This window comes from Paenibacillus riograndensis SBR5, from assembly GCF_000981585.1.
GTDB lineage: Bacteria > Bacillota > Bacilli > Paenibacillales > Paenibacillaceae > Paenibacillus_AQ > Paenibacillus_AQ riograndensis.
Window position 1 is genome coordinate 7,027,589 of sequence record NZ_LN831776.1, and the last position, 26,723, is coordinate 7,054,311.

The window sequence follows — 26,723 nt, forward strand, 5'->3', positions numbered from 1 at the left end:
ACTTGCCGGTTCCTATAATGAAGATGTGAACCCGAAGATTAACTATATAAAAAGGAGACTCCATATGAGAAAAGCTCTGCGTCTGCAACGAGGCTGGGGACAGCAAATTATTTTCCTCTGGCCCGCCCTGCTCTTCTTCCTGACCATTGTGGTCACACCCTTCATTCTCGGCTTTTACTACTCCTCCACCAATTGGAACGGACTGGATTTGGACAAAGCGGTCTGGACCGGTGCGGACAACTGGAAACGGATTTTTACGAATGATGACAAGTTTTGGGACTCCCTCTTCTTTACTTTACGCTTCACGGTAGTATCCGTTATTGCAGCCAATGTCCTGGCACTGCTGCTTGCATTCCTGCTGATGACGGCGCTGAAGACCAAAAAGGTGCTGCGCACGATCTTCTTCATGCCCAATGTAATTGGCGGCATTCTGCTCGGTTACATCTGGCAGTTTATCTTCACCAAAGGTTTCGCTACCATCGGCGAGATGACCGGTATTTCCTTCTTCCAGCTGCCTTGGCTGGGTACAGCGGGCACCGGCTTCTGGGGCCTCGTGATCGTGTTCGTCTGGCAGACAGCCGGATATATGATGGTCATTTACATCGCCGGATTGGCCGGAATTCCGAAGGATCTGATTGAAGCGGCCAAGATCGACGGGGCACGCGCTCCGCAATTGTTCAAGAGTGTCTATGTCCCGCTAATCATGCCATCCATCACCATCTGCCTGTTCCTGACCACTTCCAATGCCTTCAAAATGTTCGATCTCAACCTGTCGCTGACCAAAGGCGGACCGGGAACCTCAACCCAGTCGCTTGCCTACAACATCTACGCGGAAGCACTGATCAACAACCGTTACGGCCTCGGGACCGCCAAAGCGCTGCTCTTCTTCTTCGCCGTCTCCCTGATCACCGTCACACAGGTCTGGCTCACCAAACGGAAAGAGGTGTCCGCATAATGCAGACTAGCAGATATCGTCTGAACCATTTCATCCTTGAGATATTCGCCATTCTTCTGGCCGTGGTGTTCCTGTCTCCGTTCTACCTGGTGCTGAGCAACTCGGTTAAGAGGCTGAAGGAAATCCTGATTGATGCGGCATCGTTCCCGCAGGTGTTTCACTGGGATAATTACTCCAAAGTATGGGATGCGATCAATTTTCCCCAGGCGTTCTGGAACTCCCTGCAAATCACAGTGCTGAGCGTAATCTTCATCGTGATGTTCAGCTCCATGGCTGCCTACCAGATTGTCAGAAAGCCGTCACGCTTCAATTCCTTTGTGTTTCTGCTGCTTGTATCGGCGATGATCATTCCGTTCCAGTCTCTGATGCTGCAATTGGTCCGGGTGACCAGCATGCTGGAGCTGCGCGGTGAGCTGTACGGCATTGTGGCCTGCTATCTCGGCTTCGGAATGCCGCTGTCCGTGTTCCTGTTCCATGGCTTCATCAAAAGTGTGCCTATAGAGCTGGAGGAAGCTGCACGTGTTGACGGTTCAAGCCCCTATGGCGTTTTCTTCAAAATCGTCTTCCCGCTGCTCATGCCGATCATTGTTACCGTCATTATTCTGAACACCCTGTGGATCTGGAATGACTACCTGCTGCCGGTGCTTGTCATTGGAGGTAATAAGGACCTGACCACACTGCCGGTGGCTGTTACCAAGTTCTTCGGCCAGTACACCAAGAAGTGGGATCTTGCTCTCGCCGGACTGGTCATGGCGATTACGCCGATTCTCTTGTTCTTCCTGTCTCTGCAGCGTTATATTGTTGAAGGTGTCACCGCAGGCTCCATTAAGGGTTAGACCCTCTGCAATAATATCCACTTTTTTGAGCAAAATATTAAGTGTAAGCTCATTCAAATTTGCATTACGATCAGGTTGTAGGACCACTAGACCAGGGAGGTTATACTATGAAAAGAAAGTTCGCATTTGTTATCGCAACCGTTTGCACACTTATTATCGCAGGTTGCGGCAATGGCGGCAATAATAATTCCGCAAACGGTGGAAACGCTGTCAACACAGGAACAGAGACGGCTGCACCCGAGACTACTAAAGCCCCGGCCAAGGATGTAACGATCAAAATGTTCCAGTTCAAGGTCGAAATTGCCGAGCAGTTAAATGCGCTGGCCGAAGAGTATGAGAAAGAAACCGGTGTGAAGGTTGAAGTGGAAACACATGGCGGCGGTGAAGACTACGGCGCGCTGCTCAAAGCAGAGCTTGCTTCCGGCTCTGAACCGGAGATCTTCAACAATGGCGGTTATACGGCCCTGGTTCCATATATGGACCGTGCCACCGATCTGTCGAACGAGCCCTGGGTGGCCAATCTGATTCCAACCGCCAAAACGCCGGCTACCGTCGATGGCAAGCTGTACGGGATGCCGATGAATGTTGAAGGCTACGGACTCATCTATAATAAGGACCTCTTCACCAAAGCAGGGATTACAGAAGAACCCAAAACACTTTCACAGCTCAAAGACGCGGCAGCCAAGCTGAAAGCCGCAGGCATCACGCCGTTTGAAGCGACCAATGAGTGGTGGTCCATGGGGATGCACCTGGTGAACGTAGGCCTGGCTCATCAGCCGGACCCGAAGAAATTCATCGATGATCTCAAAGCCGGTACCCAAACCTTTAAAGACAATGCGGTGTTCAAGCAATGGCTTGACCTGGTGGATGTGATCTTTGACAATGCACAGGATAATAAAATGACTACAGATTATGCTACACAGATTGCAGACTTCGCATCCGGCAAAGCGGCCATGATGATGCAGGGCAACTGGACGCAAGGGGATATCGACAAGATTGATCCGGACCTGAACCTCGGCCTGCTCCCGCTGCCGATCAGCGACGAAGAAGGAACCATTCTCGTAGGTGTGCCTAACAACTATATTGTGAACAGCAAATCGGCACATCCGGAAGAAGCCAAAGCATTCCTCAACTGGCTCGTGAGCTCGGAAACCGGCAAGAAATATCTGACTAAGGAATTCAAATTCATCCCCGCTGAAACCAACGTTGAAACGGATGCAGCGGATATCGGCCAGGTCGCCGTTGCAGTGCAGGAGCAATCCGATAAAGCCCTCGGCTGGAACTGGGATATGTTCCCAGACGGGGTGACTCAAGGTTTCGGTGCAGCTATGCAGGAATACCTGGGCGGCCAGCTGAATCACGATCAGCTCCTGGAGAAGCTCGACAAATCCGTACAGGATATCGTGAAGCAGTAATCTTACCTCCATTCAGCAGAGCCTAGTCTTCAGCGCAAATAATCCATGCTGGGCAGCTAAGCAGAAACGACTTCGCCGTCCTTTTGAGGGACGGCAGCGTTCCAGCGGGAACTTTCTTATCTTTCAAAAAAGCCCGCCTCCGGTCATCCATTCAGGTACAACCTGACAGATGCCGGGGGCGGGCTTTTCCTAATCCTAAGAATCTATTCCCTTAGACTCGATAGATGTATTTACTGCAGTTAAAAGCAAATTTACCATTCGTTTTTAAGCGCTAGCTGTATTGGGTGCACTTAAACATCGCAAATGGCATTCTTTTCTCGAAACGATAGCTTTTTAAGTGTACAGAGTACAATTACAACGGATTAAGCGAGTAATTACTAACTTTTAATTGTATGAAATACAGTTACGCTCTTGGTTGGAAGCCTTAGACAAACATCTCTACAATCAGGAACAGATTCAGCGATACAACGAGTGCGGAGATGATCCAGCCCAGAACCGTAGTAATCCGGTGGTTCACCAGCCCGTTCATGATTTTGCGGTCACTGGTGAAGATCACCAGCGGAATCAAGGCAAAGGCAATCCCGAACGAGAGCACCACCTGGCTCATGACCAGGGCGCTTGTAGCATTGATGCCGAAGGCGATGATGGCCAGCGGAGGAATAATCGTAATCGCCCGCCGCAGGTAGAGATTGATTCTTTTATTAATGAAGCCCTGCATGACCACATCCCCTGCCATCGTCCCCACTGACGAACTGGAGAGTCCGGCAATCAAGAGACCCAGTCCGAAGGAAACCGCAGTAACCGGTCCTGCCAAATGGCGGAACTGCTCAAAAGCGATATCCAAATCCTCGACCACTAAGCCGTTCTTGAAAAACAACGCGGCGGCCACAACCACCATCGCCATATTGACCGCACCGGCAATCAGCATGGCAATCAGAATGTCGATGAACTCCAGCTTGAAAATCTGTTTTTTCTCCTTGTCATCGATTCCGACTACGCGGCTCTGTGTCAGCGAAGAATGCAGATAGATCGCATGCGGCATTACCGTCGCACCCAGGATGCCCGCAGCCAGCAGAATGCTGTCAACGCCCTGGAACTGCGGGGTGAAGATCCCGGCGGCGACTGCCCCGGCATCCGGCTTGGCCATGATGACCTGGAACGTAAAGGCCAGTACGACAATCAGCACCATACCGGCGATTCCGGCCTCAAGTGTGCGGTACCCGCGCCGCTGCAGCTCCAGAATGGCGAATGAACCAACAGCGGTTATCAATGCGGCTGGCAGCATCGGAATGCCGAACAACAGATATAGTCCGAGCGCTGCCCCGATAAACTCCGCCAGATCGGTAGCGATAATCACCAGTTCACTCTGAATCCACAAAAAGATGGATACGCCCTTCGGGAATCTCTCCCGTGCTACCTCGGGCAGATTCTTGCCGGTAGCTATGCCAAGCTTGGCGGACAGCGATTGAATCAGAACAGCCATCAGATTCGACGCGAATATAACCCACAGCAGGAGGTAACCATATTTAGAGCCTGCTGTAATATTGGTGGCGAAATTCCCGGGGTCCAGATAGGCTACAGAAGCGATAAAAGCCGGGCCCAGGAAAGGAAGGAGCCTCTTCAATCCTTTGACATCCCCGTTCAGCACTGCCTGCGCGGTGAGTTTGTTTTTTTGTCTGTGTATCATTGGAGGTGTTTCTGCCAAATTTTGCTCCATCATTATCAATCCCTCCTCTTGCCCGGAAAAGTTGTCTATACACACGAAAGTTTCCCTGGTGCAACATTTAATTTAGTTTTATTATAATCTGTGTTTTGAAAAATGTAAATGCCTTTACGAAACTATTGCTTGGCATCATTTCCATACCCTATTTATTAACCCTTGTGCGCTTAATGTTTCGGGGTGCAGGCAACACTCATGCGAATATCTCTTCAGCCTAGAGCAGGTTACTTTATTCTTATGTAACAAAGCCCCATAAAGTGAAACTTCAGCTCATCTGCTTCTGCTTAAAAATTAACGGGCGGGGTCCGGGTCACCCCCGGCTCCCGCCCGCTGCTATTACCTGTCTCTTCATCCCATTCACGGCGGCTTATTTCCCGCTCTTCCACGTATCCTTCAGCGGAACAATCCGGTTGAAAACCAGCCGGTCTTCCCGGCTCAGCTTGTTGTCGACGCAAAAGTATCCCTGGCGCATAAATTGAAATTTATCCTCAGGCTTGGCGCCAGCCGCAAAAGGCTCCAGCAGGCAGCTCAGCATCAGCCTTATGGAATCCGGATTGATGTACTCCTCCCAGGTTTCGCCTTCCGCCTTGGGGCCTTCATTGTCTTCCAGCAGCTTCTCATACAGGTATACCTCTGCCGGTATGCCATGACTGGCCGAGACCCAGTGCAGGGTGCCTTTGACCTTGCGTCCACTATTTGCCCCGCCGCTTTTGGTCAGGGGATCATAGGTGCAGCGCAGCTCGCGGACCGCACCGGTTCCGGCATCCTTGATGACTTCGTTGCATTTGATGATATAAGCCCCCTTCAGCCGGACCTCACCGCCCGGAACCAGCCTGCGGAAACCCGGCGCCGGTTCCTCCATGAAATCATCCCGCTCAATGTAGACAGTGCCTGAGAACGGCACCTCTCTCACACCCAGCTCCGCATTTTCGCTATTATTGGCCAGGGGCAGCCACTCTGTTTCCCCCGCCTCGTAATTGGTAATTACGACCTTTAGCGGATCAAGCACGGCCATTATACTTGGCACACTGGCTTTGAGGTCCTGTCTCAGGCAATGCTCCAGCATCGAGAAGTCCACCATCGTCTGGTTTCGGACCATGCCGATCTCTCTGACAAAGCTGCGGATGCTCTCCGGGGTAAATCCCCGTCTCCGCAGACCGCGCAGTGTGGGAAGCCGGGGATCATCCCAGCCGTCCACGTAGTTCCCCGCAACGAGTGCTCTGAGATACCGTTTGCCGGTAACCACCCCTGTCAGATTGACCCGCCCGAATTCCCTTTGCCTAGGGGCTTCTTCAATGCCCAGTTCCTCCAGCACCCACTCATAGAGGGGGCGGTGGTCCTTGAACTCAAGCGAGCATAAGGAATGGGTAATCCCTTCAATGGCGTCCTGGATCGGGTGGGCAAAATCATACATCGGGTAAATGCACCATGCATTCCCTGTACGGTAATGCTCCGCATGGATAATTCTATAGATCACAGGATCACGCAGGTTGATGTTCGGTGAAGACATATCGATTTTGGCCCGCAGCACCCGGGAACCGGTGGGATAAGCCCCTTCCCTCATCCCGCTGAATAAGCGGAGGTTCTCCTCCACGGACCGTTCCCGGTAAGGACTGTTTTTTCCCGGTTCCGTCAGTGTGCCTCTGTAGGCGGTCACCTCTTCCGGCGACAAATCGCAGACATAGGCTTTGCCTTTGCGGATTAAGTTCAGCGCGCTATTGTAGATTTGCTCCGAATAGTCCGAGCCGTAATAAATATGTTCTCCGGGGCTGCAGCCCAGCCATTCAATATCCTGAATGATCGCTTTTACATATTCCATGTCCTCTTTGAGCGGATTCGTATCGTCGAAGCGCAGATGAAAGGTGCCGCCGTATTTGTGCGCAAGCCCATAGTTGGTGTGAATCGCAAACGCACTGCCGATATGCAGATATCCGTTCGGCTCCGGCGGGAACCTTGTGCAGATCTCCCTGCTGTAGATACCGGACTCTATATCCTCCTTGATCAGCTTATCCATGTAGTTTTCCGCTGCTGCGGTTTCCATTGCATTGTCGTTGCCCATGTGTGAACCCTCCTGTATGAATGTGATGACCGCTCTGAATCTTTCCCAACAAAAAAGAACCCCACCTCCAAGACGTATGGTCTTGGGGACGAGATTCTCGCGGTACCACCCCAGGTTTATTAATATGTCGCCATATTAATCTCATTAAGTACGGCATTGCCGGCAGGCAAGGCTTATACTCTAGCTCTGTAACAGGAGCTCCTGTCGCACCATCCCCGGCATCTGCTAGTTCCGGTACGCCGCTCAGAGACTTGGTTCAATACACCTTTCTTTACCCCTTTTCAGCGTCCGGGGCTCTCTGTAAAAGAACGGATATATCTACTCTTCTCCTCATCGCATTTGATTATAATTTCTTGTATTTTACAAAATAACTGCGCTGCTGTAAAGGCAGCCTCAGTCCCCGCTGAGCGCCGCCAGAAGATCCAGTGCCTCCTCATGCTCCGGCTCCAGCACCAGCGCCTGGCGGGTATACTCCAGCGCAGCCTCCAGATCCTCAAGCTCATAGCTGCAGATGGCCAGGCAATAGAGCACTGTGACGACCGGCTCATCCTCCGTCTCCCGCAGCGATTGCGTCAGAAAACGCCGCGAGTCTTCGTACAGTCCCATCTCGAACAGCAGCAGCCCGCTGTCCAGGGCGAGATCATATTTTTGCGGCATCGGATAAAAGCCTGTCCACATCCGGTCGATCCCCAGCTTCAAATCGAGAATCTCCTCATCGCTGGCATCTTCCAGCAGGCCGGAAATCCGCTCGGCACTCTGGATGAACAGCTCGGCATCATAGCCGCCCAGCCGCCAGAAGCCCAGAATCTGCTGCAGCCCGATAGTATCGTAGTTCTGGTCGATCCAGAGCTTCAGACTGAAGAAGTCATCCGGCCCGAAACGTTCAATGAACCTGCGGTAGGCCAGACGGGCCTGGACATGGCGCAGCGGCTCCTCCAGCATAAAGATGCAGCCGACGTTCAGGTTCTTGTAATGATGTTCGGTAAATGAAGCCAATGCGCCTTTTTGTTCAAAATAGCACACCAGCGCATGATAGTTGGCTGTAAGTGAGATGCTGCCATGATGGATCAGCTTCGGCGGCTCAGCAAACTCCCAGTTCTCCAGCCGGTGGTCGCCCTTGTCGGCGGTCAGCAGCAGGAAGCCAGACCCGGACAGCGCACTCAGCCGCTCCATACATTCCAGCGCCGCCGCCGGGAAAAGCACATGCGAATCCTCCAGCTTCTCCTGATAGAACGCGATCACCTCGCGGTACGGGTAGAACTTCTCTTCATAGCCTGCTGCCCGGCGGTAGTGATACTCGGGAATCAGATCCCTCAGCACCTCGGAGGGCCCCATCGTGTCTGACTGCTCCGGGTATTGCAGCGATACCTCGCACTCATATATTTTGCCTTCATCCACATAGAGCAGCTCCTGCGGGATACTGTCAAAAAAGTAGTTGGCGATCACCATCAGCGGCTGTGCCAGCATCCCCGGTGTAATCACCCTTCCACTTTCTATAAGATGCAGCTCGGTATCCGCAACAGCGTCGAAACGCGCGAAATCGAGGATGCCCTGCTCTACAAAAGGGATCAGGCCGGGATGCTGCTGCCAGCCGGTGATATTTTTCCACGGAAGATCGCTCATGACATAGGTAAACGGAGGCAGCGGCAGCCCCGCATAATCCACTAATTCACACAGCTTCTGCAGCACATGGAACGCGAGGCGTCCGGCACCTGCACCCAGCTCCAGAATAATGACCGGCTCCGTGGTGTGCCCCATCCCCGCCCGGTCCTGTAAAAAACCAAAGATCATCTCTGCATAGCTGGTCCCGATCATCGGATTGCTCGTAATATACTGCGGAACCTGGTCGTTTTTCCAGGCCTGCATCCCCAGCTCTTCATAATATTTGCGCTGCAGCTCCCATATCGGGGCTTCGCTGAAGCGGTAGCGTATTGGTCCGCTGTCTGTCATATGTGTATACCCTGCTCTCTATAATCTTCTGGTTAATGTTCTCTTAGTGTCCCAAATCAGCTGTCCGGGAATTATAAATGACATACTCAGCCGCTGACGGAATGTTCACTGTGAACGCTAACGCCGCAGCCTTAGCCGTCTGGCCGGCCGGACCCGGGATCTTCCGGATCGTTGCTTGCCCTTGACTGTCGACAGCGATCAGCTCCAGCGCTGCGCTTCCTTTGGGAATAATGAACCCGGATGTGTTGATCACACTCAGATTCAGCCGGTATCCCTTGCCGGATGGCTCCTGCGTCAGTACCGTCGGATACAACGGATTGTAGTTCTCTCCAGCTAGGCCCGTAAATGGTGTGACCTTCAGCCATGGCCCCGTCTGCGGCAGAGTGAATCCCTGTCTGCCCTGCACCACCAGTATGGGGCGGTCGATTGTATTCAACATATTCTCCCAGCGGATGGACTTCAAGGCTCCCAGCACAGGGCTCATTGGCACAAAAAGCACACCGTCACGCAGCACCGGTGCCGCCTCCAAGGAGAACGCCGTTCCGTCAGCGGCTTCTGCTGTAGTTTGCCCGGGCCTGATATTATACACAGTGCCGCCGAGAAGTGAAACCGAAACGCTCTTCGTCTGGGCATTATACACCAGCTGCGCGCCAAGCGCTTTCGTGAACGGGCGGATAGGCACCATTAATTTACCCGATTGCGTATAGGGCGCCAGCTTTCCCGGGAACAGCACATAGTTGTCGTTGATCAGTATCGGCTGAATTTGCTTCCCCGCTGCTGGTGTGGCACTTGCTGCTGAAGATGTTGGCATGTAGACCGTTGATAAGAGACTGGCAAATAGCAAGATGATTAAAGCTCTGATTCTGCCTAACCGGTGGACCCGGTAGCCCGGATAACTCATTTTAGATCCTCTCCTTTATGAATGGAAATACCAAATATAAGTCCATTATTAAGAATCCATCTTCGGGCGGTCTCTGTCAATTCCTGATTTGCAATTGTGGGCATCTTCAAACGGCCTTCCGGCATATATTCTCTATTGAGCAATTGCAATCAGGAAAGGAGCCAGACCCATGGAATCCCCGGAACATGGTTCAGCCAAAAAAGCAGGCATTCCCCAGCCGATACGCAGCGACGGCGCAGGCAACGTAGACCTTGGCCCCCGCGATGTGATGCGGGACTGGGAGAACCCGGATATGTTCATCCCTCCGGTTACGGACAATGGACTCATTCCCAATCTGAAATTCTCTTTCTCCGACGCCCATATGCAGCTTAATCACGGCGGCTGGTCCAGGGAGGTAACGGTTAGAGAATTGCCCGTTGCCACCACACTTGCCGCAGTTAATATGAGCCTGACTCCGGGCGGCGTACGGGAGCTGCACTGGCATCAGCAGGCCGAATGGTCCTATATGCTGCTTGGGAGCGCACGGATCACAGCGGTGGATCAGAACGGCCGGAACTTTATTGCCGATATCGGCCCGGGGGATCTGTGGTATTTTCCCCCGGGTATTCCCCACTCCATTCAAGGGCTTGCGGAGGGCTGTGAATTCCTGCTTGTTTTTGACGACGGTACGTTCTCCGACCTCAATACCCTGTCCCTCTCTGACTGGTTCGCCCATACGCCGAAGGAAGTGCTGTCGGCCAATTTCGGGGTGCCCCCTTCGGCCTTTGACTATCTTCCGAAGGAGCAGGTCTACATCTACCAGGACCAGGTCCCCGGCTCCCTGCAGAGTCAAAAGGTACAATCTCCCTTCGGCGAAATTCCGCTGAGCTTCAAGCACCGGCTGCTGGCCCAGCCTCCGCTGAAAACGCCGGGCGGAAGCGTGCGGATCGTTGACAGCTCGAATTTCCCCGTCTCCAGGACGATCGCCGCAGCGCTCGTCGAGATTGAGCCGGGGGCGATGCGTGAGCTGCACTGGCATCCGAACAATGATGAGTGGCAGTATTATCTGGCCGGAGAAGGCCGCATGACGGTTTTTGGCGGCAACGGTGCCGCCCGTACCTTCAATTACAGGGCCGGAGATGTCGGCTATGTTCCTTTTGCTTTCGGACATTATATCCAGAATACCGGCAAGGAAACCCTCTGGTTCCTGGAAATGTTCAAAAGTGACCGCTTTGCCGATGTTTCACTGAACCAATGGATGGCGCTTACGCCTGAAGAGCTTGTCAGCAGCAATCTGAACGTGGGGCCGGAGCTGATAGATGCGCTGCGCAAAATCAAATGGCCTGTCGTCACCTATCCAGGATATGGCGGGCCGGAGCGAAAAGCATGAGGAGGAAGGAGCACAGGTTCCACAGGAGATCCATTCAGCAGCATAATGATTCAGGGGATGAAGTAATAACCTCAGTTATCCCTTCATAGTCTGTATTAGGGGAACAAAGCAGCTCCTTGGGAGAGGGGATGCGGTCCGAAGAGCCATCCTATACTTAAGGATTGGAGGCCGGACCCCTATGAGTACAGACCAGCTCATTGCCTTGCTCGTTCTTGTCATCATGATCGTGCAGCTTGCTGTTGGCAAAAAAAAATCCTAAACACAGCACTACTGCATCCGCCTGCCGCCCATACTTAATGGGTGGCGGGTATTTTTTATGGCCCAATCCACTTACTAAAGTTGAGAAACATTAAAAAGTATAGTAAGATGAAAATACGAAAAAAAGGAGGCGGATTGAAATGTCCGAGATGGAAAACAGTATGGAAATCGGCATCAGCACATTTTTGGAGACTACGCCGGACCCGGTGACCGGCGAGGTCATCAGCCACGCCGAAAGACTGCGTGAAGCGGTAGAAGAAATTGTACTCGCCGATCAGGTCGGCCTGGATGTATATGGTATCGGGGAACATCACCGCATTGACTATGCCGGCAGCGCCCCTGCTGTGGTGCTCGCTGCGGCGGCGGCTATGACAAAGAATATCCGGCTCACCAGTGCCGTTACTGTATTGTCTTCGGATGATCCGGTGCGCGTCTACCAAGCCTTCTCAACGCTAGACGGCCTCTCGGGCGGCCGGGCGGAAATCATGGCGGGCCGGGGCTCTTTTATCGAATCCTTCCCGCTCTTCGGCTACAGTCTGGATGACTATGATGAATTGTTCGAAGAAAAGCTGGAGCTGCTGCTGAAGATTAGAGCCTCGGAAAAGGTTACCTGGCGCGGCGGTCATCGTCCGGCCATCAACAACCTTCCGGTCTATCCGCGCGCCGTCCAGGACCCGCTGCCGGTATGGATTGCCAGCGGCGGCAATCCCGAATCTGCGATCCGGGCAGGCATGCTCGGCCTTCCCATCGCGTTCGCCATCATCGGCGGCATGCCGGAGCGCTTCGCTCCGCTGGTCCAGCTCTACAAGGACGCTGCCGCCAAAGCCGGGCATAACCCCGACAAGCTGCAGATCGCCACACACTCGCATGGCTTTGTCGGTGAAACCACCGAACAGGCGGCCGCTTTGTTCTATCCGTCGACAATGGCCCAGATGAATGTGATCGGGCGCGAACGGGGCTGGGGCCAAGCCTATAACCGTGCGACTTATGACGATGCCCGCAGCCTGCGGGGTGCCCTCTATGTAGGCGATGCCGAATATGTCGCCGAGAAGATTCTGCTGCTGCGCAAAAATCTCGGCGTTACCCGCTTCTTCCTGCATGTAAATGTCGGCACCATGCCGCACCGCGAAGTCCTGCGCGCCATCGAGCTGCTGGGCACCAAGGTTGCCCCGATTGTGCGCCGGGAGCTTGCGAAAGGCGCTCTGTAAAAAAGCTGCCTGACCTTAGAACAAAACGGCTGTGCCGTCCTCCACGGGACAGCGCAGCCGTCTTGGTTCTAACGTTACCTGGAGAACGACTCCCCATGAATCCTACGGCAACTCTTTAGGTGGAAAAAGGTACACTAATTTGCCGGAGTACCCTACCCGGGGCAGATGAAGTGGAAAAAGGGACACTAATTCAGCTCATTTATCCATTTTTCGAGAAAAGTGGCCCAATTAAGTTTACTTTTTCCACTTCACTCTCAGGATTTCTTAATTTCCGGAAAAATAAGTTCCCTTTTTCCAACTAGCACCTGCGAGGAAGCCGGTAAAGACGGATCGCCCTATGCCTTCGCGATCGATCCGCAGCCGTTACGGACAGGAGAGCCGTTATGGATAGAAGATTCGGCTATTCCGCAGGACGGACTGAGATGCCTTTATTTCTCCCTTTCCCCTTTATTTCAGGCTCAATTGAACGATATAACGGCTCCTGTGTCCGTAACTGTAGATAAAGTAAGATTTTTGGCAAAATAAGGGCTCCTCTGTCCGCTTCAGTCCGCGGATGGAGCCCTATCCTCCTGCATTGCGTATATTCCTGTGAGGCTTCCAAGAACTGAATAGATTTTTAGTTTAGCTATGCCTGGAGCACCCTTTATGACCTCAATTAAGTTCTCTCCTATGTCCCCCCGCAGCAATCGCTCCCGCCACTTGGCCGTTCACCCTATTTATTCGCCAGTTTCCGCAAACCGCTTAATGCGCTCGCCCACTTGGTCGCGTACCCTCTGGAAAACCGCCCACTTCTCTTCATCCGTTCCCTGCGCTTTCGCAGGATCATCGAATCCCCAGTGCTCACGTCTCACCTGTGGCGGTGTAACCGGGCATTTATCAGCAGCATCCCCGCATAAGGTAATGACAAGGTCTGCGTTGCCCAGCAGTTGCGGATCGATAATATCAGACGTCTGTCCCGATATATCAATGCCCACCTCGTTCATAGCTTTTACGGCTTTCGGATTCAGACCATGGGCCTCTATTCCTGCGCTGTACACCTTCCATTCATCGCTCAAGTATTTCTTGGCCCAGCCTTCGGCCATTTGGCTCCGGCAGGAGTTTCCTGTACACAAAAAGTAAATGATTTTCTTGTCCATAAGTTGCAGTCTCCTTTGTGTCTAGAATAGGATCAACGTTATATAGAGGCCAAGCAGCGTGATGAACAGCGTGGGAATGGTCAGGATAATACCTGTTTTGAAATAGGTCCCCCAGGATATTTTCAACCCTTTGGTTGACAGCACATGCAGCCACAGCAGCGTTGCCAGAGAGCCGATCGGTGTAAACTTGGGTCCCAAATCAGAACCGATAACATTCGCATAGATTAAAGCTTCCTTGATCAGCCCGGAGGTATGCGTTGCATCAATCGCCAGCGCATCTATCATCACGGTAGGCAGATTGTTCATTACTGAAGAGATAACAGCAGCAATAAAGCCCATCCCCACGCTCGCAGCGAACAGCCCCTGATCGGCTACAGCCTGAATCACATCAGCCAGGACATCCGTCAGACCGGCATTGCGCAGACCATACACGACAACATACATGCCAATGGAAAAGAATACAATCGCCCAAGGCGCACCCTTCACTATTTCCATTGCATGCACATTAGGACTCTTCCTTGCCATAATGAGGAAAAAGATTGCGACAACCCCGGCCACGGCCGACACCGGAATGTTCAGGAATTCACTGACGAAATATCCAGCCAGCAGAACCGCAAGCACAAACCAGGACAGCTTGAACATCTGTTTGTCTTTAATAGCCTCTTCCGGGTTTTTCAGCTGTGAGCTGTCAAAATTCCGCGGGATACTTCTTCTGAAAAAGAGATACAGTACGAGAATACTTGCCCCCAAGGAAAACAGGGTAGGGATTAGCATACGGCCAGCGTATTCCATAAAGGTCACTCCGAAAAAATCCGCCGATACGATATTCACCAGATTACTTACAACAAGCGGCAATGAAGTGGTATCGGCAATGAATCCTCCGGCAATGATGAACGGAAAGACCTTCTTCTCATCAAAATCCAGCGCACGGACCATAGCCAGCACAATCGGGGTTAGAATGAGCGCCGCACCGTCGTTGGCAAAAAACGCGGCCGCCACTGCCCCAAGGAGCGTGACGAAGAAGAACATCCGGGTACCACTCCCGCGTGCGGCTCTGGCCATGTGCAATGCAGCCCATTCGAAGAAACCAATTGTATCGAGGATTAAAGAAATCAGAATGATCCCGATAAATGCCAATGTGGCATTCCAGACGATCAGGGTGACATCGATAACATCACCAAAGCGGACTACACCGGCAAGCAAAGCAAGTATCGCCCCGCCGCAGGCAGACCACCCAATGGACAGATTCCTGGGCTGCCAAATGACAAATACCAGTGTTACTACAAAGATAAGACCTGCTAAAATCCCCAAAAGTTAACCTCCAGTGTACATCCGGAATTCATCCGGGCCTTTCAAAAACCGTCTTGATTAATGCAATAATTCACAGCAAACCGTCACCTGTGTTTTATTCAGCACGGCCAGGATGGTGGAACTATCCGGTGTGAGCTGAAGTACGGCCTGGATATGGGGCTTGTCCTCAACATTAAGGGAATAGTGTATCCACTGGCCTCTCTTCTGTTCCTTGACGATGCCTTTGCTTCTTAATTTCCGCAGGTGCTGGCTGATGGCGGGCTGGGAGATGTCAAAAATCTCAACAAATTCGCACACGCACCATTCCCGTTCCTTTAACAGAGACAGCATCAGGAGACGCGTTCTATCACCTAACAGCTTCAGGTCATCAGCAATCCTCGACATATCTGCAATGACAGTAGTTTCCTCCATGACAGCCTCTCTCCATCCTCAGTCATATAAGCCTGTGCTTATATACTAAACGAGGTCTTCAAAATTGACAATCCACAAATACATATGACCCACTTCGGACGTGTGTTCAAGGAAATCACCGGCCTGCCACCGCTGAAATACCGCCAGACCTACTGGCACATTGAACAGCTTAGTTACGGTGTGAAATAGGAGTATAATGAAAACGTTGAACGATAAAAGCAAAAAACCCGCAGAGCAGCAGGCTTTGCGGGTTTTCTGCACTTGATATATTTTTGGATCAACAGCTAAATCCGTCACTCACTGCGCAGGGCAGTAACCGGATCCTTCTTCGCGGCCATCTTGGCCGGAATGAATCCGCCGATCATCGTAAGACCCACACTGATCACACCCAAAATTAGCGCATGCAGCGGATTCAGCTGGGCGACATTCGACAGCTCAGTCAGATTATAGAGAATGGCATTTACCGGAATCGTCAGCAGGTAGGTAATACCTATCCCCAGGAGGCCTGAGCAGGCTCCGATAATAAAAGTCTCGGCATTGAATACCCGTGTGATATCCTTCTTGCGGGCACCCAGGGCGCGCAGGACTCCAATCTCCTTCGTCCGTTCCATGACGGAGATATAGGTGATGATCCCGATCATGATCAGCGACACCACCAGGGAAATCGCCGCAAAAGCAACAAGCACCATCGTAATCCCGTCCATAATACCGCCGGATATATTGGTGACGATAGCGGCCAAATCGGTATATTTCACCTGATCCTTGGTATCACGTCCTTCATTCCATTTATCCAGATAAGCCGTGACCGATTCCTTGGCGCTGAAATCAATCGGGTACAGCGAAACCGAGTTAGGGATGTCCGTTGCCCCCAAAGACGCCAGCACATCCTCTTTAGTTAAGGAAGCAGCGCCTCTTGCTGCACCCGCACCAGGGGCCATCATCAGCGGATTTGTACCTGCTGCTCCGCCGCCCGCAACACCATCAGACAATGCCTGGCCGGTCAGCACATTGAAATCTGCTTTTTCCTGCGCCAGAACAATTTCCGATTTCTGTGCATCTGCTATAAATGAAGCGGCAAGCTCATCCGAATAGGCGATGCCCGGAGACAGCGTAGATATGCTTGAGCCTTCCTGGCCCCGCAATACCCCAACGATGTTCAGAGTCACTGCTTTTGGGCTATTGTAGAGGTCCATTATATTCGCAGCTGTTCCGTTTACGGTAAACTGCCCGCCGTTCTTACGGTAATAGTCATTGTTCATAACGAGCTTCAGTTGTTTACCAATAAGATCTCCCAGACCGATACTCTCTGCCTTATAATCCAGCCCCAGGGCATGAACCGCAGCATCGGTCAGGCGGTTGTATTCGTCCACGATGAGTACAACATCCGTCGGCTTGGCAGGGAAGGTTCCTTCCAGCACATCATAATATTGCTCCAGATAGCTCCCCGCCTCACTCCCCTGTTTGCTGGGATATGCGGTGAAGCTGATATTGTTTTTGTCCAGTACAGTTGCCTTATCCCCATCCGAAACCAGTACATTCATATTCACAGTGCGGGTATAGGAAATACCATCAATAAGCTCCGGGTCAATCTGATTCAAATACCCGATATATTCTTTGGTGAGCACATTTGTATGCTGCGATGAATTCTCGCTGGGATCATAGGGGTATAGCTTTTTCTCTTTGGGGTACGAGGGAAGCTCCGAGTCTTTGCCGGCTGGCGGTCCCAGTTCTACATTTATTGGCGTCTGAGAAATCTGGATCGGGAAGTTGGAGAGCGCCCCCGTTTCATAGGTGTTGATCTGCTTATCGAATCCATTCGACAAGGACAGGATCAAGGCAATGCCAATGATTCCGATACTTGAGGCAAAAGCAGTCAGGCCCGTCCGCCACTTCTTGGTCGCGATATTTTTCCCGGATAATTTCAGGGCGGTAAAAAAGCTCATGCTGGTTTCCTTCAGCTTATAAGAGCTTGAGGTCTTCTGATTCGCCAGCGGGTTGCTGTCCGAAACCGCATGACCGTCCGAAAAACGAATGACACGGTCCGCATAGCTCTCAGCCAGCTCCGGATTATGCGTAACCATGATGACCAGCTTATCCTCCGCTATGGTTTTGATCAGCTCCATGATCTGCTCACTGGTTTCCGTATCCAGCGCCCCCGTCGGCTCATCCGCGAGAATAATATCCGGATTGTTGGCCAGGGCCCGGGCAATCGCTACCCGCTGCATCTGTCCGCCGGAGAGCTGGTTCGGCTTTTTGTGGACATGCTCCTTGAGTCCGACCTTCTCCAAGACTTCAAGCGCCTTGCGGTGCTTCTCGGCTGGGGTTACCCCGCTGAGTGTCATCCCCATCTCCACATTATCCGTGATGCTCAGGTGCGAAATCAGATTATAGCTTTGAAAAATAAAGCCAACACTATTATTGCGGTACGCATCCCAGTCACCGTCTTTGAAGTGCTCCGTTGACTGCCCGTTGATAACCAGCTCTCCGCTGTCATACTGATCCAGCCCGCCGATAATATTCAGCAGTGTTGTTTTGCCCGATCCGCTTTGGCCCAAAATCGCAACAAATTCACTTTCCCTGAAATTCAGATTCACCTTATCCAGTGCAACCTGCGTGAAATCTCCGGTCTTATAGCTTTTCGTGATGTTTTTTAATTGCAGCATCTTATCCAGTCTCCTTTTTCTATCCCTGTACTCTTTGCTCTCTCTATTCTTTCTCTGTTCTTGTCTTGCTGGCCCCAGTATAAACGCTAAATATAAACTAAACCTCAACTTCGCAGTTGAGATTCACTTGATGTTCATGCTGTATACTTAATCCATCTATATACTGAACCCTATGAAGCATCCCGGGAGGAAACCTCATGTTTAATATTCTTGTAGTTGAGGATGACAGCAAATTACGGCAGCTCTTCTGTACAGTCCTGACCAAAAATGGATACCGGGCAATCCCGGCAGTTAACGGCGAGGATGCACTCACGGTACTGGATAAGGAATACATCGATTTGATCATCTGCGATATTATGATGCCGCTCATGGATGGCTACGAGCTGACGCGGACACTCAGAGACAATAACAATAATCTTCCGGTTCTTATGGTGACTGCACGGGAGACCTTTGCCGACAAACAACAGGGATTTCTCGTTGGAATCGACGATTATATGGTGAAACCGATCAATGTAAATGAAATGCTTCTGCGTGTGGGGGCGCTGCTGCGGCGTGCCAAAATTATCAGCGAACGCCGAATTGAGTGGGGAGCAACCATACTGGATTATGACGCTTTAACCGTTATCCAGGGACAGGAGAGCATCCTTCTTCCGCAGAAGGAATTTTATTTACTGTATAAACTAATCTCCTATCCGAATAAAATCTTTACCAAACAGCAGCTGATGGATGAAATATGGGGAATGGATACGGAATCTGACGAGCATACGGTGGTAGTCCATATTAACCGCTTGCGCGAGCGTTTCAGGGAGAGCACTGACTTTGAAATTGTCACCGTAAGAGGACTCGGCTACAAGGCGGTGAAGCTGGGATGAGGATAAGCCCCCCTAAAAACAGAGGCTTGTGGTGGCATTTTGTATCGTTGGTGTTTGTAATTGTTGTGTCCTTCCTTTTAGTCATGGCGATCTTGGCTTATCTATATATCCGTCTGGGCAACGATGCCATGCAGCATAGAAATCCTTTCCCGCCGGTCCTGACCATTATATTATTCAGCCTCGTCATCGGGACGACGATCACAGTGACCGTAGGCCGGAAAATATTGGCTCCCATCGCGGATCTGATCAAGGCGGCCAAGGAAGTCTCCAGAGGAAACTTCGATATTCATCTGGATGAATCGCACCGGGTGGGCGAAATCAGCGACGTTGCTCACCACTTCAATATTATGGTTCAGGAGCTGCGCAGCATTGAGACGCTCCGTAATGATTTCGTGGTCAATGTGTCTCACGAGTTCAAAACACCCCTTGCGGCGATCGAGGGGTATGCCACCCTTTTGCAGGATGACAGCCTAAGCAAAGAAGAGCATGACGAATACACCGGCATGATTATAGACAGCGCCCGGCAGCTGTCCGCCCTATCCGGCAATATCCTCAAAATATCCAAGCTGGAAAACCAGGAACTGCTCACAGAACAAACAGAATACCGTCTGGATGAACAGCTCCGGCAGGCATTGTTATTGCTGGAATCGGCTTGGGAGCCTAAGCAGTTGAACCTTAACATTGATCTGGACGAGCTTCACTATTATGGCAATGAAGAGCTGATGATGCAGGTATGGCTCAATGTGCTTGGCAATGCGATCAAGTTCACGCCGGAAGGCGGAGAAATCTCGGTTTCTCTCCGGCCCGATGGCCCATGGATTTCAGCAGTCATAGCCGACACAGGAATAGGAATGACCCCGAAGGTCCGTAAGCATATTTTCGAGAAATTCTACCAGGGCGACCCCGCACGCTCTGCCGAAGGCAACGGCCTCGGCCTGCCTTTGGTTGCCCGTATTATCAGCTTAAGCGGAGGAAGGATTGAGGTCAGCAGCGAGCCGGGGGTGGGGTCGGCTTTTACGATTAAGCTGCCTGGGCCAGTCAGTGCAAAATAAGCATTTAGGGTCATGAGCGTTTACACAGAAACACAAATAAGGATGTCTCCGAGGCATTAGCTTCAAGACATCCTTAAACGGGTTGTCAAATTATATTAAAAGATAATCTTGCATCGCATATTGGCCGCCATTAGACTTGATTGCCCGGAAAGGGGTTATTCTTTAACGCCTCCCAGCGCTACGCCTGCGATAATGTACCGGGATAACAGGAAGTACACCACAAACAGCGGTAAAGCCGTCAAGGCCAGCCCCATATAGATCGAACCAAACTCTGTCTTATAAATATCGCCGCGCAGTAAGCTCACCATGACCGGCATGGTATACTTTTCCTTCTGTGTCAGCAAAATCAGCGGCATGAACAAGTTGTTCCAATTGGCCACAAAGGCAAAGATGGCTTGCGTCGCCACGGCCGGCATCATCAGCGGCAGGATGATCCGGTTAAAGGTTCTGAATTCGCCGGACCCGTCTACGCGCGCTGCTTCTACGATCTCTATCGACAGCGTTGCGAGCAGGTATTGGCGCATGAAGAACACCACCGCCGGGGCTGCTATTGCAGGCAGAATCAGCGGAAGAAAGCTGTTTGTCCAATGTATTTTATACATGAACTGATAGAATCCGATGGCACTTGCCTGTGAAGGAATCATCATCACACATAAGATAAAGGTAAAGAATGGTTTGCGCAGCTTCCAGTCATACGTCACAAGCCCATAGGCCGCCAAGGACGAGAAGTAGACAGTTAAGATAGTTGCCGAACTGGAGATAGTAAACGAATTCAGGAACCCTTGTATAGGGTCGAAGCTCTTATCGAGCAGCACCCGCAGGTTGCTCATCATATGGGTCGAAGGAAGCAGTGACAGACCGCTTTGGATTTCCGCTGTAGAGCGGGTAGCATTTACAAACATGATCCAAAAAGGGAGGATACTCAGCACCGCCAAAAAGATGCAGACGATATAGATAATCGTCTTGTTTATCTTTCGGGTAACGGTTCCGTTTTTATGATTGTGGTCCATCTGCTATACCTCCCTCACGGCTGCTGCTTTGGCAGATTTTTTATAATTCTTTTCCGCTTTCTTCATTCTACCCGCGTCGCGGTCACGCATTAGATAGAACACCAATCCAGACAATATGGCCGCAATGACGAACATGATCATGCTCGCGGCTGCAGCGCGATTGTACATATAGCTTCCCTTGAACGCCTGCCCATAGATGAACATGGACGTGGTAAGCGTGGAGTCGTCCGGTCCGCCCGCAAGAAACAACTGTGGAATATCGAACATGGTCAACCCGCCGACCATCGATGTAATCAGCGTAAATAGCAAGATGGTACGGAGGCTCGGCAGCGTAATACGGAAAAAGGTCTGGAATCCGTTGGCGCCGTCAATCGCCGCAGACTCGAAGAGAGCGGGATTTATGCCCATAACACCTGCGACAAGAACGATCATGGTGTTGCCGTACCACATCCAGAACTGGATGAACGCCACAATGCCCCGCGCTGTTGTCTTATCCTGAAGGAAGAAAATCGGAGCATCGGACCATCCCAGCATCTCAAAAATACTGTTTACGGGCCCCATCGGATAAGCAAACAAACTGCTGAAAAGCACGGCGATTGTACCCGCTGTGATAATATTCGGCATATAGAGCAGAACCTTGAACGCACCTTGTCCCTTTATGTTAAGGCGCTTGTTCGTGAACCAGGCAGTGAGCAAAAGCGCGAGAACGATCTGAGGAATGAAGTTGACGATCCAGAGCAACCCGGTGTTGATTAGAGACTTCCGGAATGAGACGTTATCAAAAAGGAGGTCTTTGAAATTCTGAAACGGGTTATCCAAAATATGAACCGGTTTGGGTATCAGCCCCTGCATATTGGTGAACCCGATGACTGCGGTGTATAAAATGGGATATAACGAGAAGATCAGAAATGCCAAAACAAACGGCAACGTGAAGATATAGCCGAATTTTGAGTAGTTCACACCTTTGCGGCGCATGCTCTCACCCCTTTAGTTATATGAAGGGACGGGATAACTCCCCGTCCCTCCGATTCTTTCTTATTCGCTATCGATACCAAGCTGGTCTTTGACCTGCTGCTTGAAGGTTTCAATCGCTTTAGCGCGGTCTTTGTTGCCCGCAGTATATTCGCGTACTTGCTCGCGCCATAGCTTGTTAATCGTTTCGTCGTACTGGGTCAAGTTCTTGCCGGAAGCGTTAGCGTTGGCCGGAACGAACACATCGAACATGTTCTGTCCGCCGAGCAGCGGAACTTCGCCGTTAGACTTCGCCATGACGACAGAGGAGGCAACACTGTCCTTCGTGCCTTGCTCGCCCTCTTTCATCGTTCCGTTAGCCCAGTAATATTGGAGCCCGGTTTCGGAGGTATCGAGCGTCACCCACTTGATAAAGTCTGCAACAGCCTGTTTCTTGGCATCATCCTTGGTAACGTCTTTGTTGGCAAGCAGCCAGGTGCCTCCCCAGAAGAAGCCTGTCGGCGGTTCGGTAACTGCCCAGTCGCCATTCGTGTCTTTTACTTGTCCGCTCATCGTATAGTTTATGAGCCAAGCGGGACCGAAGAAACCGAAGACCGGCTGGGCACCGGAGCCGGACATATCTGCGTACCATGCTTCCGTCCAGTCCGTCGTATCGTTGTGATAACCGTTATCCTTCAGCTTCTTGGAGAGATCAAGGAACTCTTCACGCTTCGGATCGATATGCAGCTTGCCATCGACAATCCAGCCTTTCTCAGAGCTGTTCTCGATCGCGTGCCAAATATCGCCATCTCCGGAAACGATGCCATACCCTTTGGCTTTTAGCTTGGCAGCCGCCTCATAGAACTTCTCCCAGCCAGGTCCAACTTCATTCTTGATAGTGGCCGGATCATCTGATCCAAAAACATCCTTGGCAATCGAGCGGCGATAGATAAAGGCTCCGCCGGTCGCCTGGTAGCCGAGTCCTTTCAATTGCCCGTCTTTGCTGCCGATGTCAACCGAATATTGGGCAATACCCGCATCCTTCACCATCTGATCGTCAAGGCCCAGGTCCGCATAGTTAGCAGCATAGCCGGATGCATCGCCTTGCGTATATTTGAGGACAAACGCCGCTTCAGCCGCAAAAATATCCGGAGCATCCTTCCCGCCAGCGGCCAGAGCCTGGTCAAGAGCAGGCTGATACGCGCCATCCGTGGTTGCAATCACCGTAGTTTTAAATTCCACATTTGCGTCGGGATGAGTTTCCAGATACTTTTTGCTCATGTTTGGAATCTCGTCCGTGAAGCTCCAGAGATTGATGGTGACCTTCGAGCCATCTCCCTTGGCTGGTGCCGCTGATGCACTGGCCGAAGCTGCTGGAGCTTCGCTTGGACTGGATGAGTTAGATTTAGAATTCGAGTTTCCTCCGCACGCTGTAAGAGCAGTTGTCATCACAAGCATAGTAGAGATCCCTACTAAAACACGTTTCATACTTTTCATACTTTGCCTCCCCTTTATATTGATTCCTCGGCTTTGTGTAACCGCATACATAATTATAGAACCGATGGTCCGCAGGCATAAGGAACCGATCATTGGGTAAAATTCCACTTTTATTGGATTTCGTTCAGGCAGCCGCCGCCCTATGACCCGTGACTGGCTAAAAATAAACACCCCGGGAAGGCACCTGTTAGGCGCCTTCCCGGGGTGTATTTGCTGTCTAACAAAAAAATGTATACGAAAAGAACTGGGCTAATATCAGAGATTGCTGGATTTGTTGCGGAAATAGTTTTGAAGAAATTCTTTTGCCCTCGCGGATTTAGGATGATTGAAGACCTCGTCCGGAGTCCCCTCTTCAACAATTTTCCCCTTATCCAAAAAGAGTACCTTGTTTGCTACTTCATATACAAAACTCATTTCATGGGAAACGAGAATCATCGTTTGACCGGTAGCCGCTGTCTTTTTGATGGTTTGAAGCACCTCGCCCACCAGCTCAGGATCAAGAGCTGAGGTGGGTTCGTCCAGCAACAGCAGCTTGGGCTTCATGGCAAGAGCCCGGGCGATGCCAACACGCTGCTGTTGGCCTCCGGACAGATGCTTGGGATAATAATGAGCCCGTTCGGAAAGCCCCACTTGCTCCAATTGCTCTTTGGCAATTTGCGAAGCTTCGCGATCATTCATTTTTTTAACGATCTTCAAGCCTTCCTTTACATTATCCAGCGCTGTCCGATGCTGAAACAGATTGAAATGCTGAAAAACCATCGCTGTTTGCTTCCGAAGCTCCAGCCGCTGTTTGCCCGTAATCGTACTAAAGTCGATCTTGAATCCTTCCAGATCCAGCACACCTTGATCCGCTTTTTCAAGGCAGTTCAACGCACGCAAAAATGTGGATTTGCCCGCACCGGACGAACCGATCAAGGCCACGACATCTCCCTTTTCAATCTCAACCGAAATATCGTCCAGGATTAAATTCCCGTGAAAGGATTTGGATAAATGGCTTACCCTGATCATCAGATCTCCCTCCTTCCCCAAGAAAACCAACCGCCACGGTTCACTTTTTGCCCAACGGGGTCAGGAATTGAAAATCTTTTCTCCAGATATCTAAGAATTTGTTCAATAATAATCGTCATGACCCAATAAATAATGGCAAGTGCGAGGTAAACTTCAAAAAACCGGAAGTTGCTCCCTGAAATAATTTTACCTTTCGCGGTCATTTCGATAACCCCTGCAACAAACGCTAAGGATGTTCCCTTCAACAATCCGATTAATGCATTTCCAAGCGGCGGAATCGCAACGACAAGCGCTTCAGGGACGATGACTCTTCTCAAAACCTGGAGATAAGTCATGCCCAGTGATTCGGCAGCTTCGATCTGGCCTTTATTCACCGACTGCAGAGCAGCGCGAATGGTTTCGGAATTGTAAGCTGCTTCATTGAACGCAAAAGTAACCAAAACAAAAAGCATTGCAGGCACAGCATTGATGTTGTAATCTGTCCCGTACTGCTGATTAATGAATTTTAATAACAACGGAATACCATTATAGGTCAAGTATAACTGAACAATGATTGGTGTCCCCCGTATGAACGAGATAAAGACAGTAACCAGTTGACTCAATACAGGGATTTTTTTCATACGGATCACTGCAAATATCAAAGCAAACACGAGGCCGACTATCATTGAAATCACAGTGATTTGCAGACTCACAGGAAGAACCTCTAACAGACGAGGAATTGATGTGAACACCGCGTTAATATCAAAAATCTTTCCCATGAAGTTTTACATTCCTTCCATGTTCATTTTACACGAAACGGAATTATTTCCATTTTTTAACGTTAAAAAACTTTCCTTCGCAGACAATTTCCGTATTATAACGTTCTTTACTTACGGCATTCAGCCTTTCAACCAAGGATGCAGCAGCTTCTTCGGAAGCCAGCACAGGCAAACCGCGCTTGGTCACAGTGGGATGAGTAAGCCTAAGATCAATCGGGATCAGTTCGTAGTCAAACCGGTTTTCCTCCACACTAAGATCAAACGATACCAAAAAGTTCTCCGAAAACTTCCGGTCACTATAGAAGCCCTGCCAGTTTCCTTCGCTGTCTTTGGTTCTATTTTTGTGCAGGGTAGATGGAGATTCATTCTCAGCATAACCGTAGGCCGTGAACATTTCTGGAGAAATAATCGATTCTCCTGCCTCAAACTCCATAAACAGGCTGCCCAAGTTATAGAAAATGGGCTGTCCCTGGTACAGTTCCACGCCTCTGGTAAAGTGGGCGCCATGTCCGAATACACAGCTCGCTCCCGCATCCACCGCACCACGCGCAAAGGTTTCGATAAATTCTGCGGGGTAATCCGAATACCAGTTCTCATTCTCCCCTTCATGCGTATGCAAGCTTACAAAAACAAAATCACTACGTTCCCTCGCATCACGAATTGTCCGGAAAATTTCCTGCTGATCCTGTTCATGCGCCGTCGTTTTGACACGGGACTGATCTCCTTTTTCAAAGGTCAGGTATCCTTCGAACAGAGAGCCGAATTCATAATGATTTTCCGATTTGCTTTTGTAGGTCTCGATTCGTTTGCCTATCTCCATGCTTGGAGCGATGCCGATTCGTTCACTGATCTCTTTCAGTGCTTCGAAATCCTGATCATTAACGACATACGTACGGGACCAGCGAAGAGGATTAACTCCCGGACGGGCCGGAACCCCGTTTCCGGGGTTGGATGCTGCAAATACTTCACTTCGCGTCACATCAATGGTAATGATCGCAATACGGCCGTCTGCTGTATCCACAAACACCGGCTTACGGGCTTCGTGCAGACTCATTCCAACACCCAAAGGGATCAAGCCGCGTTCTTCCGCCTCTTCAATGGTGTCAACAAGTCCTTCAACCCCGTAATCACCCGTGTGATTATTCGCAAAGCTGACATAACGAATATTCAAATGCCCAAACTCGTCCAGCGCCTTGGGCCGCACACTTGTCTGATAGCCGCGGCCTGCAGCCGGAGCCGTATTTTTTCTGGGCGTGACGAACTCTGCATTGGTAAAAACCTCATCAGCTCCCTGCAAAAGAGCAAGAAGCTCCGGGTCCATGGTTTTATATAAATTGCTGCTGGAGAACAGTGCATCTCCTGTGACTAGAAATTTCATGTCCT

The 26,723-nt window shown here is 50.9% G+C and carries 22 protein-coding genes and 1 other annotated feature; of the genes, 7 read left to right on the forward strand and 15 right to left on the reverse strand.

All coding sequences use genetic code 11. The features are described 5' to 3' along the window. Nucleotides 1-64 precede the first annotated feature (64 nt). From PRIO_RS29520 to PRIO_RS29530, 3 genes are all read left to right on the forward strand, one after another. Nucleotides 65-955, forward strand: a complete 891-nt coding sequence (locus tag PRIO_RS29520) for a carbohydrate ABC transporter permease (protein ID WP_020425656.1) — start codon at nucleotides 65-67, stop codon at nucleotides 953-955. Continuing rightward, nucleotides 955-1,791 (forward strand): carbohydrate ABC transporter permease, encoded by an 837-nt coding sequence (locus tag PRIO_RS29525; protein ID WP_020425655.1) that lies wholly within the window; start codon nucleotides 955-957, stop codon nucleotides 1,789-1,791. The genes PRIO_RS29520 and PRIO_RS29525 overlap by 1 nt, the downstream gene beginning before the upstream one ends. Before the next feature lie 107 nt (nucleotides 1,792-1,898). Next, on the forward strand, nucleotides 1,899-3,206 hold the full coding sequence (locus PRIO_RS29530) for an ABC transporter substrate-binding protein (protein ID WP_020425654.1): 1,308 nt from the start codon (nucleotides 1,899-1,901) through the stop codon (nucleotides 3,204-3,206). A 424-nt stretch (nucleotides 3,207-3,630) separates the two neighbouring features. Here the strand turns inward: PRIO_RS29530 and PRIO_RS29535 are convergent, their stop codons facing one another. The 4 genes from PRIO_RS29535 to PRIO_RS29550 form a co-directional block, all read right to left on the reverse strand. Next, on the reverse strand, nucleotides 3,631-4,893 hold the full coding sequence (locus PRIO_RS29535; protein WP_085981493.1) for an Nramp family divalent metal transporter: 1,263 nt from the start codon (nucleotides 4,891-4,893) through the stop codon (nucleotides 3,631-3,633). 400 nt (nucleotides 4,894-5,293) lie between these two features. Beyond that, complete coding sequence (locus PRIO_RS29540) at nucleotides 5,294-6,985, reverse strand: glutamine--tRNA ligase/YqeY domain fusion protein (protein WP_020425652.1); 1,692 nt, start codon at nucleotides 6,983-6,985, stop codon at nucleotides 5,294-5,296. 81 nt (nucleotides 6,986-7,066) lie between these two features. Then, nucleotides 7,067-7,328: a binding site (T-box leader), on the reverse strand. 50 nt (nucleotides 7,329-7,378) lie between these two features. Then, nucleotides 7,379-8,935: a tetratricopeptide repeat protein gene (locus PRIO_RS29545; RefSeq protein WP_020425651.1), complete on the reverse strand. Its 1,557-nt coding sequence runs from the start codon at nucleotides 8,933-8,935 to the stop codon at nucleotides 7,379-7,381. Nucleotides 8,936-8,978: 43 nt separating this feature from the next. Then, on the reverse strand, nucleotides 8,979-9,836 hold the full coding sequence (locus PRIO_RS29550) for a copper amine oxidase N-terminal domain-containing protein (protein WP_020425650.1): 858 nt from the start codon (nucleotides 9,834-9,836) through the stop codon (nucleotides 8,979-8,981). Nucleotides 9,837-10,005: 169 nt separating this feature from the next. On the opposite strand from PRIO_RS29550, the gene PRIO_RS29555 reads away from it, so the two are divergent. Both PRIO_RS29555 and PRIO_RS29560 read left to right on the forward strand, forming a co-directional pair. After that, nucleotides 10,006-11,205, forward strand: a complete 1,200-nt coding sequence (locus PRIO_RS29555) for an oxalate decarboxylase family bicupin (protein WP_020425649.1) — start codon at nucleotides 10,006-10,008, stop codon at nucleotides 11,203-11,205. Between the two features lie 398 nt (nucleotides 11,206-11,603). Next, nucleotides 11,604-12,671 (forward strand): LLM class flavin-dependent oxidoreductase, encoded by a 1,068-nt coding sequence (locus tag PRIO_RS29560; protein WP_020425648.1) that lies wholly within the window; start codon nucleotides 11,604-11,606, stop codon nucleotides 12,669-12,671. Between the two features lie 716 nt (nucleotides 12,672-13,387). Here PRIO_RS29560 and arsC read toward each other — a convergent pair. The 5 genes from arsC to PRIO_RS29585 are packed head-to-tail and all read right to left on the reverse strand — an operon-like array spanning nucleotide 13,388 to nucleotide 18,192. Continuing rightward, nucleotides 13,388-13,807: an arsenate reductase (thioredoxin) gene (gene arsC / locus PRIO_RS29565; RefSeq protein ID WP_020427115.1), complete on the reverse strand. Its 420-nt coding sequence runs from the start codon at nucleotides 13,805-13,807 to the stop codon at nucleotides 13,388-13,390. Between the two features lie 21 nt (nucleotides 13,808-13,828). After that, a complete protein-coding gene (locus PRIO_RS29570; RefSeq protein WP_020427116.1) occupies nucleotides 13,829-15,118 on the reverse strand; it encodes an arsenical efflux pump membrane protein ArsB in 1,290 nt (429 codons plus the stop codon). 57 nt (nucleotides 15,119-15,175) lie between these two features. After that, nucleotides 15,176-15,529, reverse strand: a complete 354-nt coding sequence (locus PRIO_RS29575; protein WP_020427117.1) for an ArsR/SmtB family transcription factor — start codon at nucleotides 15,527-15,529, stop codon at nucleotides 15,176-15,178. A gap of 45 nt (nucleotides 15,530-15,574) precedes the next feature. Continuing rightward, a complete protein-coding gene (locus PRIO_RS36310) occupies nucleotides 15,575-15,826 on the reverse strand; it encodes a hypothetical protein (protein ID WP_020427118.1) in 252 nt (83 codons plus the stop codon). Next, nucleotides 15,823-18,192, reverse strand: a complete 2,370-nt coding sequence (locus tag PRIO_RS29585; RefSeq protein ID WP_020427119.1) for an ABC transporter ATP-binding protein/permease — start codon at nucleotides 18,190-18,192, stop codon at nucleotides 15,823-15,825. Before PRIO_RS29585 ends, PRIO_RS36310 begins: the two co-directional genes overlap by 4 nt. Before the next feature lie 197 nt (nucleotides 18,193-18,389). On the opposite strand from PRIO_RS29585, the gene PRIO_RS29590 reads away from it, so the two are divergent. Then, the gene (locus PRIO_RS29590; protein ID WP_020427120.1) at nucleotides 18,390-19,064 is read left to right on the forward strand and encodes a response regulator transcription factor; all 675 of its coding nucleotides are present in this window, start codon (nucleotides 18,390-18,392) and stop codon (nucleotides 19,062-19,064) included. Nucleotides 19,065-19,114: 50 nt separating this feature from the next. Beyond that, on the forward strand, nucleotides 19,115-20,116 hold the full coding sequence (locus PRIO_RS29595; protein ID WP_231869776.1) for a HAMP domain-containing sensor histidine kinase: 1,002 nt from the start codon (nucleotides 19,115-19,117) through the stop codon (nucleotides 20,114-20,116). A 155-nt stretch (nucleotides 20,117-20,271) separates the two neighbouring features. On the opposite strand, the gene PRIO_RS29600 is transcribed toward PRIO_RS29595, so the two are convergent. From PRIO_RS29600 to PRIO_RS29625, 6 genes are all read right to left on the reverse strand, one after another. After that, nucleotides 20,272-21,126, reverse strand: a complete 855-nt coding sequence (locus tag PRIO_RS29600; RefSeq protein ID WP_020427122.1) for a carbohydrate ABC transporter permease — start codon at nucleotides 21,124-21,126, stop codon at nucleotides 20,272-20,274. Nucleotides 21,127-21,129: 3 nt separating this feature from the next. Continuing rightward, nucleotides 21,130-22,101 carry a carbohydrate ABC transporter permease gene (locus tag PRIO_RS29605; protein WP_020427123.1) on the reverse strand — a complete coding sequence of 324 codons (972 nt, stop codon included), beginning with the start codon at nucleotides 22,099-22,101 and terminating at the stop codon, nucleotides 21,130-21,132. Between the two features lie 60 nt (nucleotides 22,102-22,161). Beyond that, the gene (locus PRIO_RS29610) at nucleotides 22,162-23,574 is read right to left on the reverse strand and encodes an ABC transporter substrate-binding protein (RefSeq protein ID WP_039786632.1); all 1,413 of its coding nucleotides are present in this window, start codon (nucleotides 23,572-23,574) and stop codon (nucleotides 22,162-22,164) included. A gap of 255 nt (nucleotides 23,575-23,829) precedes the next feature. Continuing rightward, a complete protein-coding gene (locus PRIO_RS29615) occupies nucleotides 23,830-24,582 on the reverse strand; it encodes an amino acid ABC transporter ATP-binding protein (RefSeq protein WP_020427126.1) in 753 nt (250 codons plus the stop codon). Then, nucleotides 24,582-25,340, reverse strand: coding sequence for an amino acid ABC transporter permease (locus PRIO_RS29620; RefSeq protein WP_020427127.1), 759 nt, complete (start codon nucleotides 25,338-25,340; stop codon nucleotides 24,582-24,584). Before PRIO_RS29620 ends, PRIO_RS29615 begins: the two co-directional genes overlap by 1 nt. Before the next feature lie 43 nt (nucleotides 25,341-25,383). Further along, complete coding sequence (locus tag PRIO_RS29625) at nucleotides 25,384-26,718, reverse strand: CapA family protein (RefSeq protein WP_020427128.1); 1,335 nt, start codon at nucleotides 26,716-26,718, stop codon at nucleotides 25,384-25,386. Between the last annotated feature and the right edge of the window lie 5 nt (nucleotides 26,719-26,723).

What these genes read in the sequence shown, in the direction of transcription:
- PRIO_RS29600 (WP_020427122.1), bottom strand. Translation starts at nt 21,126, where the DNA reads ATGGACCACAATCATAAAAACGGAACCGTTACCCGAAAGATAAACAAG.
- PRIO_RS29615 (WP_020427126.1), bottom strand. Translation starts at nt 24,582, where the DNA reads ATGATCAGGGTAAGCCATTTATCCAAATCCTTTCACGGGAATTTAATC.
- PRIO_RS29585 (WP_020427119.1), bottom strand. Translation starts at nt 18,192, where the DNA reads ATGCTGCAATTAAAAAACATCACGAAAAGCTATAAGACCGGAGATTTC.
- PRIO_RS29605 (WP_020427123.1), bottom strand. Translation starts at nt 22,101, where the DNA reads ATGCGCCGCAAAGGTGTGAACTACTCAAAATTCGGCTATATCTTCACG.
- PRIO_RS29530 (WP_020425654.1), top strand. Translation starts at nt 1,899, where the DNA reads ATGAAAAGAAAGTTCGCATTTGTTATCGCAACCGTTTGCACACTTATT.
- PRIO_RS29545 (WP_020425651.1), bottom strand. Translation starts at nt 8,935, where the DNA reads ATGACAGACAGCGGACCAATACGCTACCGCTTCAGCGAAGCCCCGATA.
- PRIO_RS29575 (WP_020427117.1), bottom strand. Translation starts at nt 15,529, where the DNA reads ATGGAGGAAACTACTGTCATTGCAGATATGTCGAGGATTGCTGATGAC.
- PRIO_RS29525 (WP_020425655.1), top strand. Translation starts at nt 955, where the DNA reads ATGCAGACTAGCAGATATCGTCTGAACCATTTCATCCTTGAGATATTC.
- PRIO_RS29590 (WP_020427120.1), top strand. Translation starts at nt 18,390, where the DNA reads ATGTTTAATATTCTTGTAGTTGAGGATGACAGCAAATTACGGCAGCTC.
- PRIO_RS29540 (WP_020425652.1), bottom strand. Translation starts at nt 6,985, where the DNA reads ATGGGCAACGACAATGCAATGGAAACCGCAGCAGCGGAAAACTACATG.
- PRIO_RS29550 (WP_020425650.1), bottom strand. Translation starts at nt 9,836, where the DNA reads ATGAGTTATCCGGGCTACCGGGTCCACCGGTTAGGCAGAATCAGAGCT.
- PRIO_RS29555 (WP_020425649.1), top strand. Translation starts at nt 10,006, where the DNA reads ATGGAATCCCCGGAACATGGTTCAGCCAAAAAAGCAGGCATTCCCCAG.
- PRIO_RS29625 (WP_020427128.1), bottom strand. Translation starts at nt 26,718, where the DNA reads ATGAAATTTCTAGTCACAGGAGATGCACTGTTCTCCAGCAGCAATTTA.
- PRIO_RS29620 (WP_020427127.1), bottom strand. Translation starts at nt 25,340, where the DNA reads ATGGGAAAGATTTTTGATATTAACGCGGTGTTCACATCAATTCCTCGT.
- PRIO_RS29520 (WP_020425656.1), top strand. Translation starts at nt 65, where the DNA reads ATGAGAAAAGCTCTGCGTCTGCAACGAGGCTGGGGACAGCAAATTATT.
- PRIO_RS29560 (WP_020425648.1), top strand. Translation starts at nt 11,604, where the DNA reads ATGTCCGAGATGGAAAACAGTATGGAAATCGGCATCAGCACATTTTTG.
- arsC (WP_020427115.1), bottom strand. Translation starts at nt 13,807, where the DNA reads ATGGACAAGAAAATCATTTACTTTTTGTGTACAGGAAACTCCTGCCGG.
- PRIO_RS29535 (WP_085981493.1), bottom strand. Translation starts at nt 4,893, where the DNA reads ATGATACACAGACAAAAAAACAAACTCACCGCGCAGGCAGTGCTGAAC.
- PRIO_RS29610 (WP_039786632.1), bottom strand. Translation starts at nt 23,574, where the DNA reads ATGAAAAGTATGAAACGTGTTTTAGTAGGGATCTCTACTATGCTTGTG.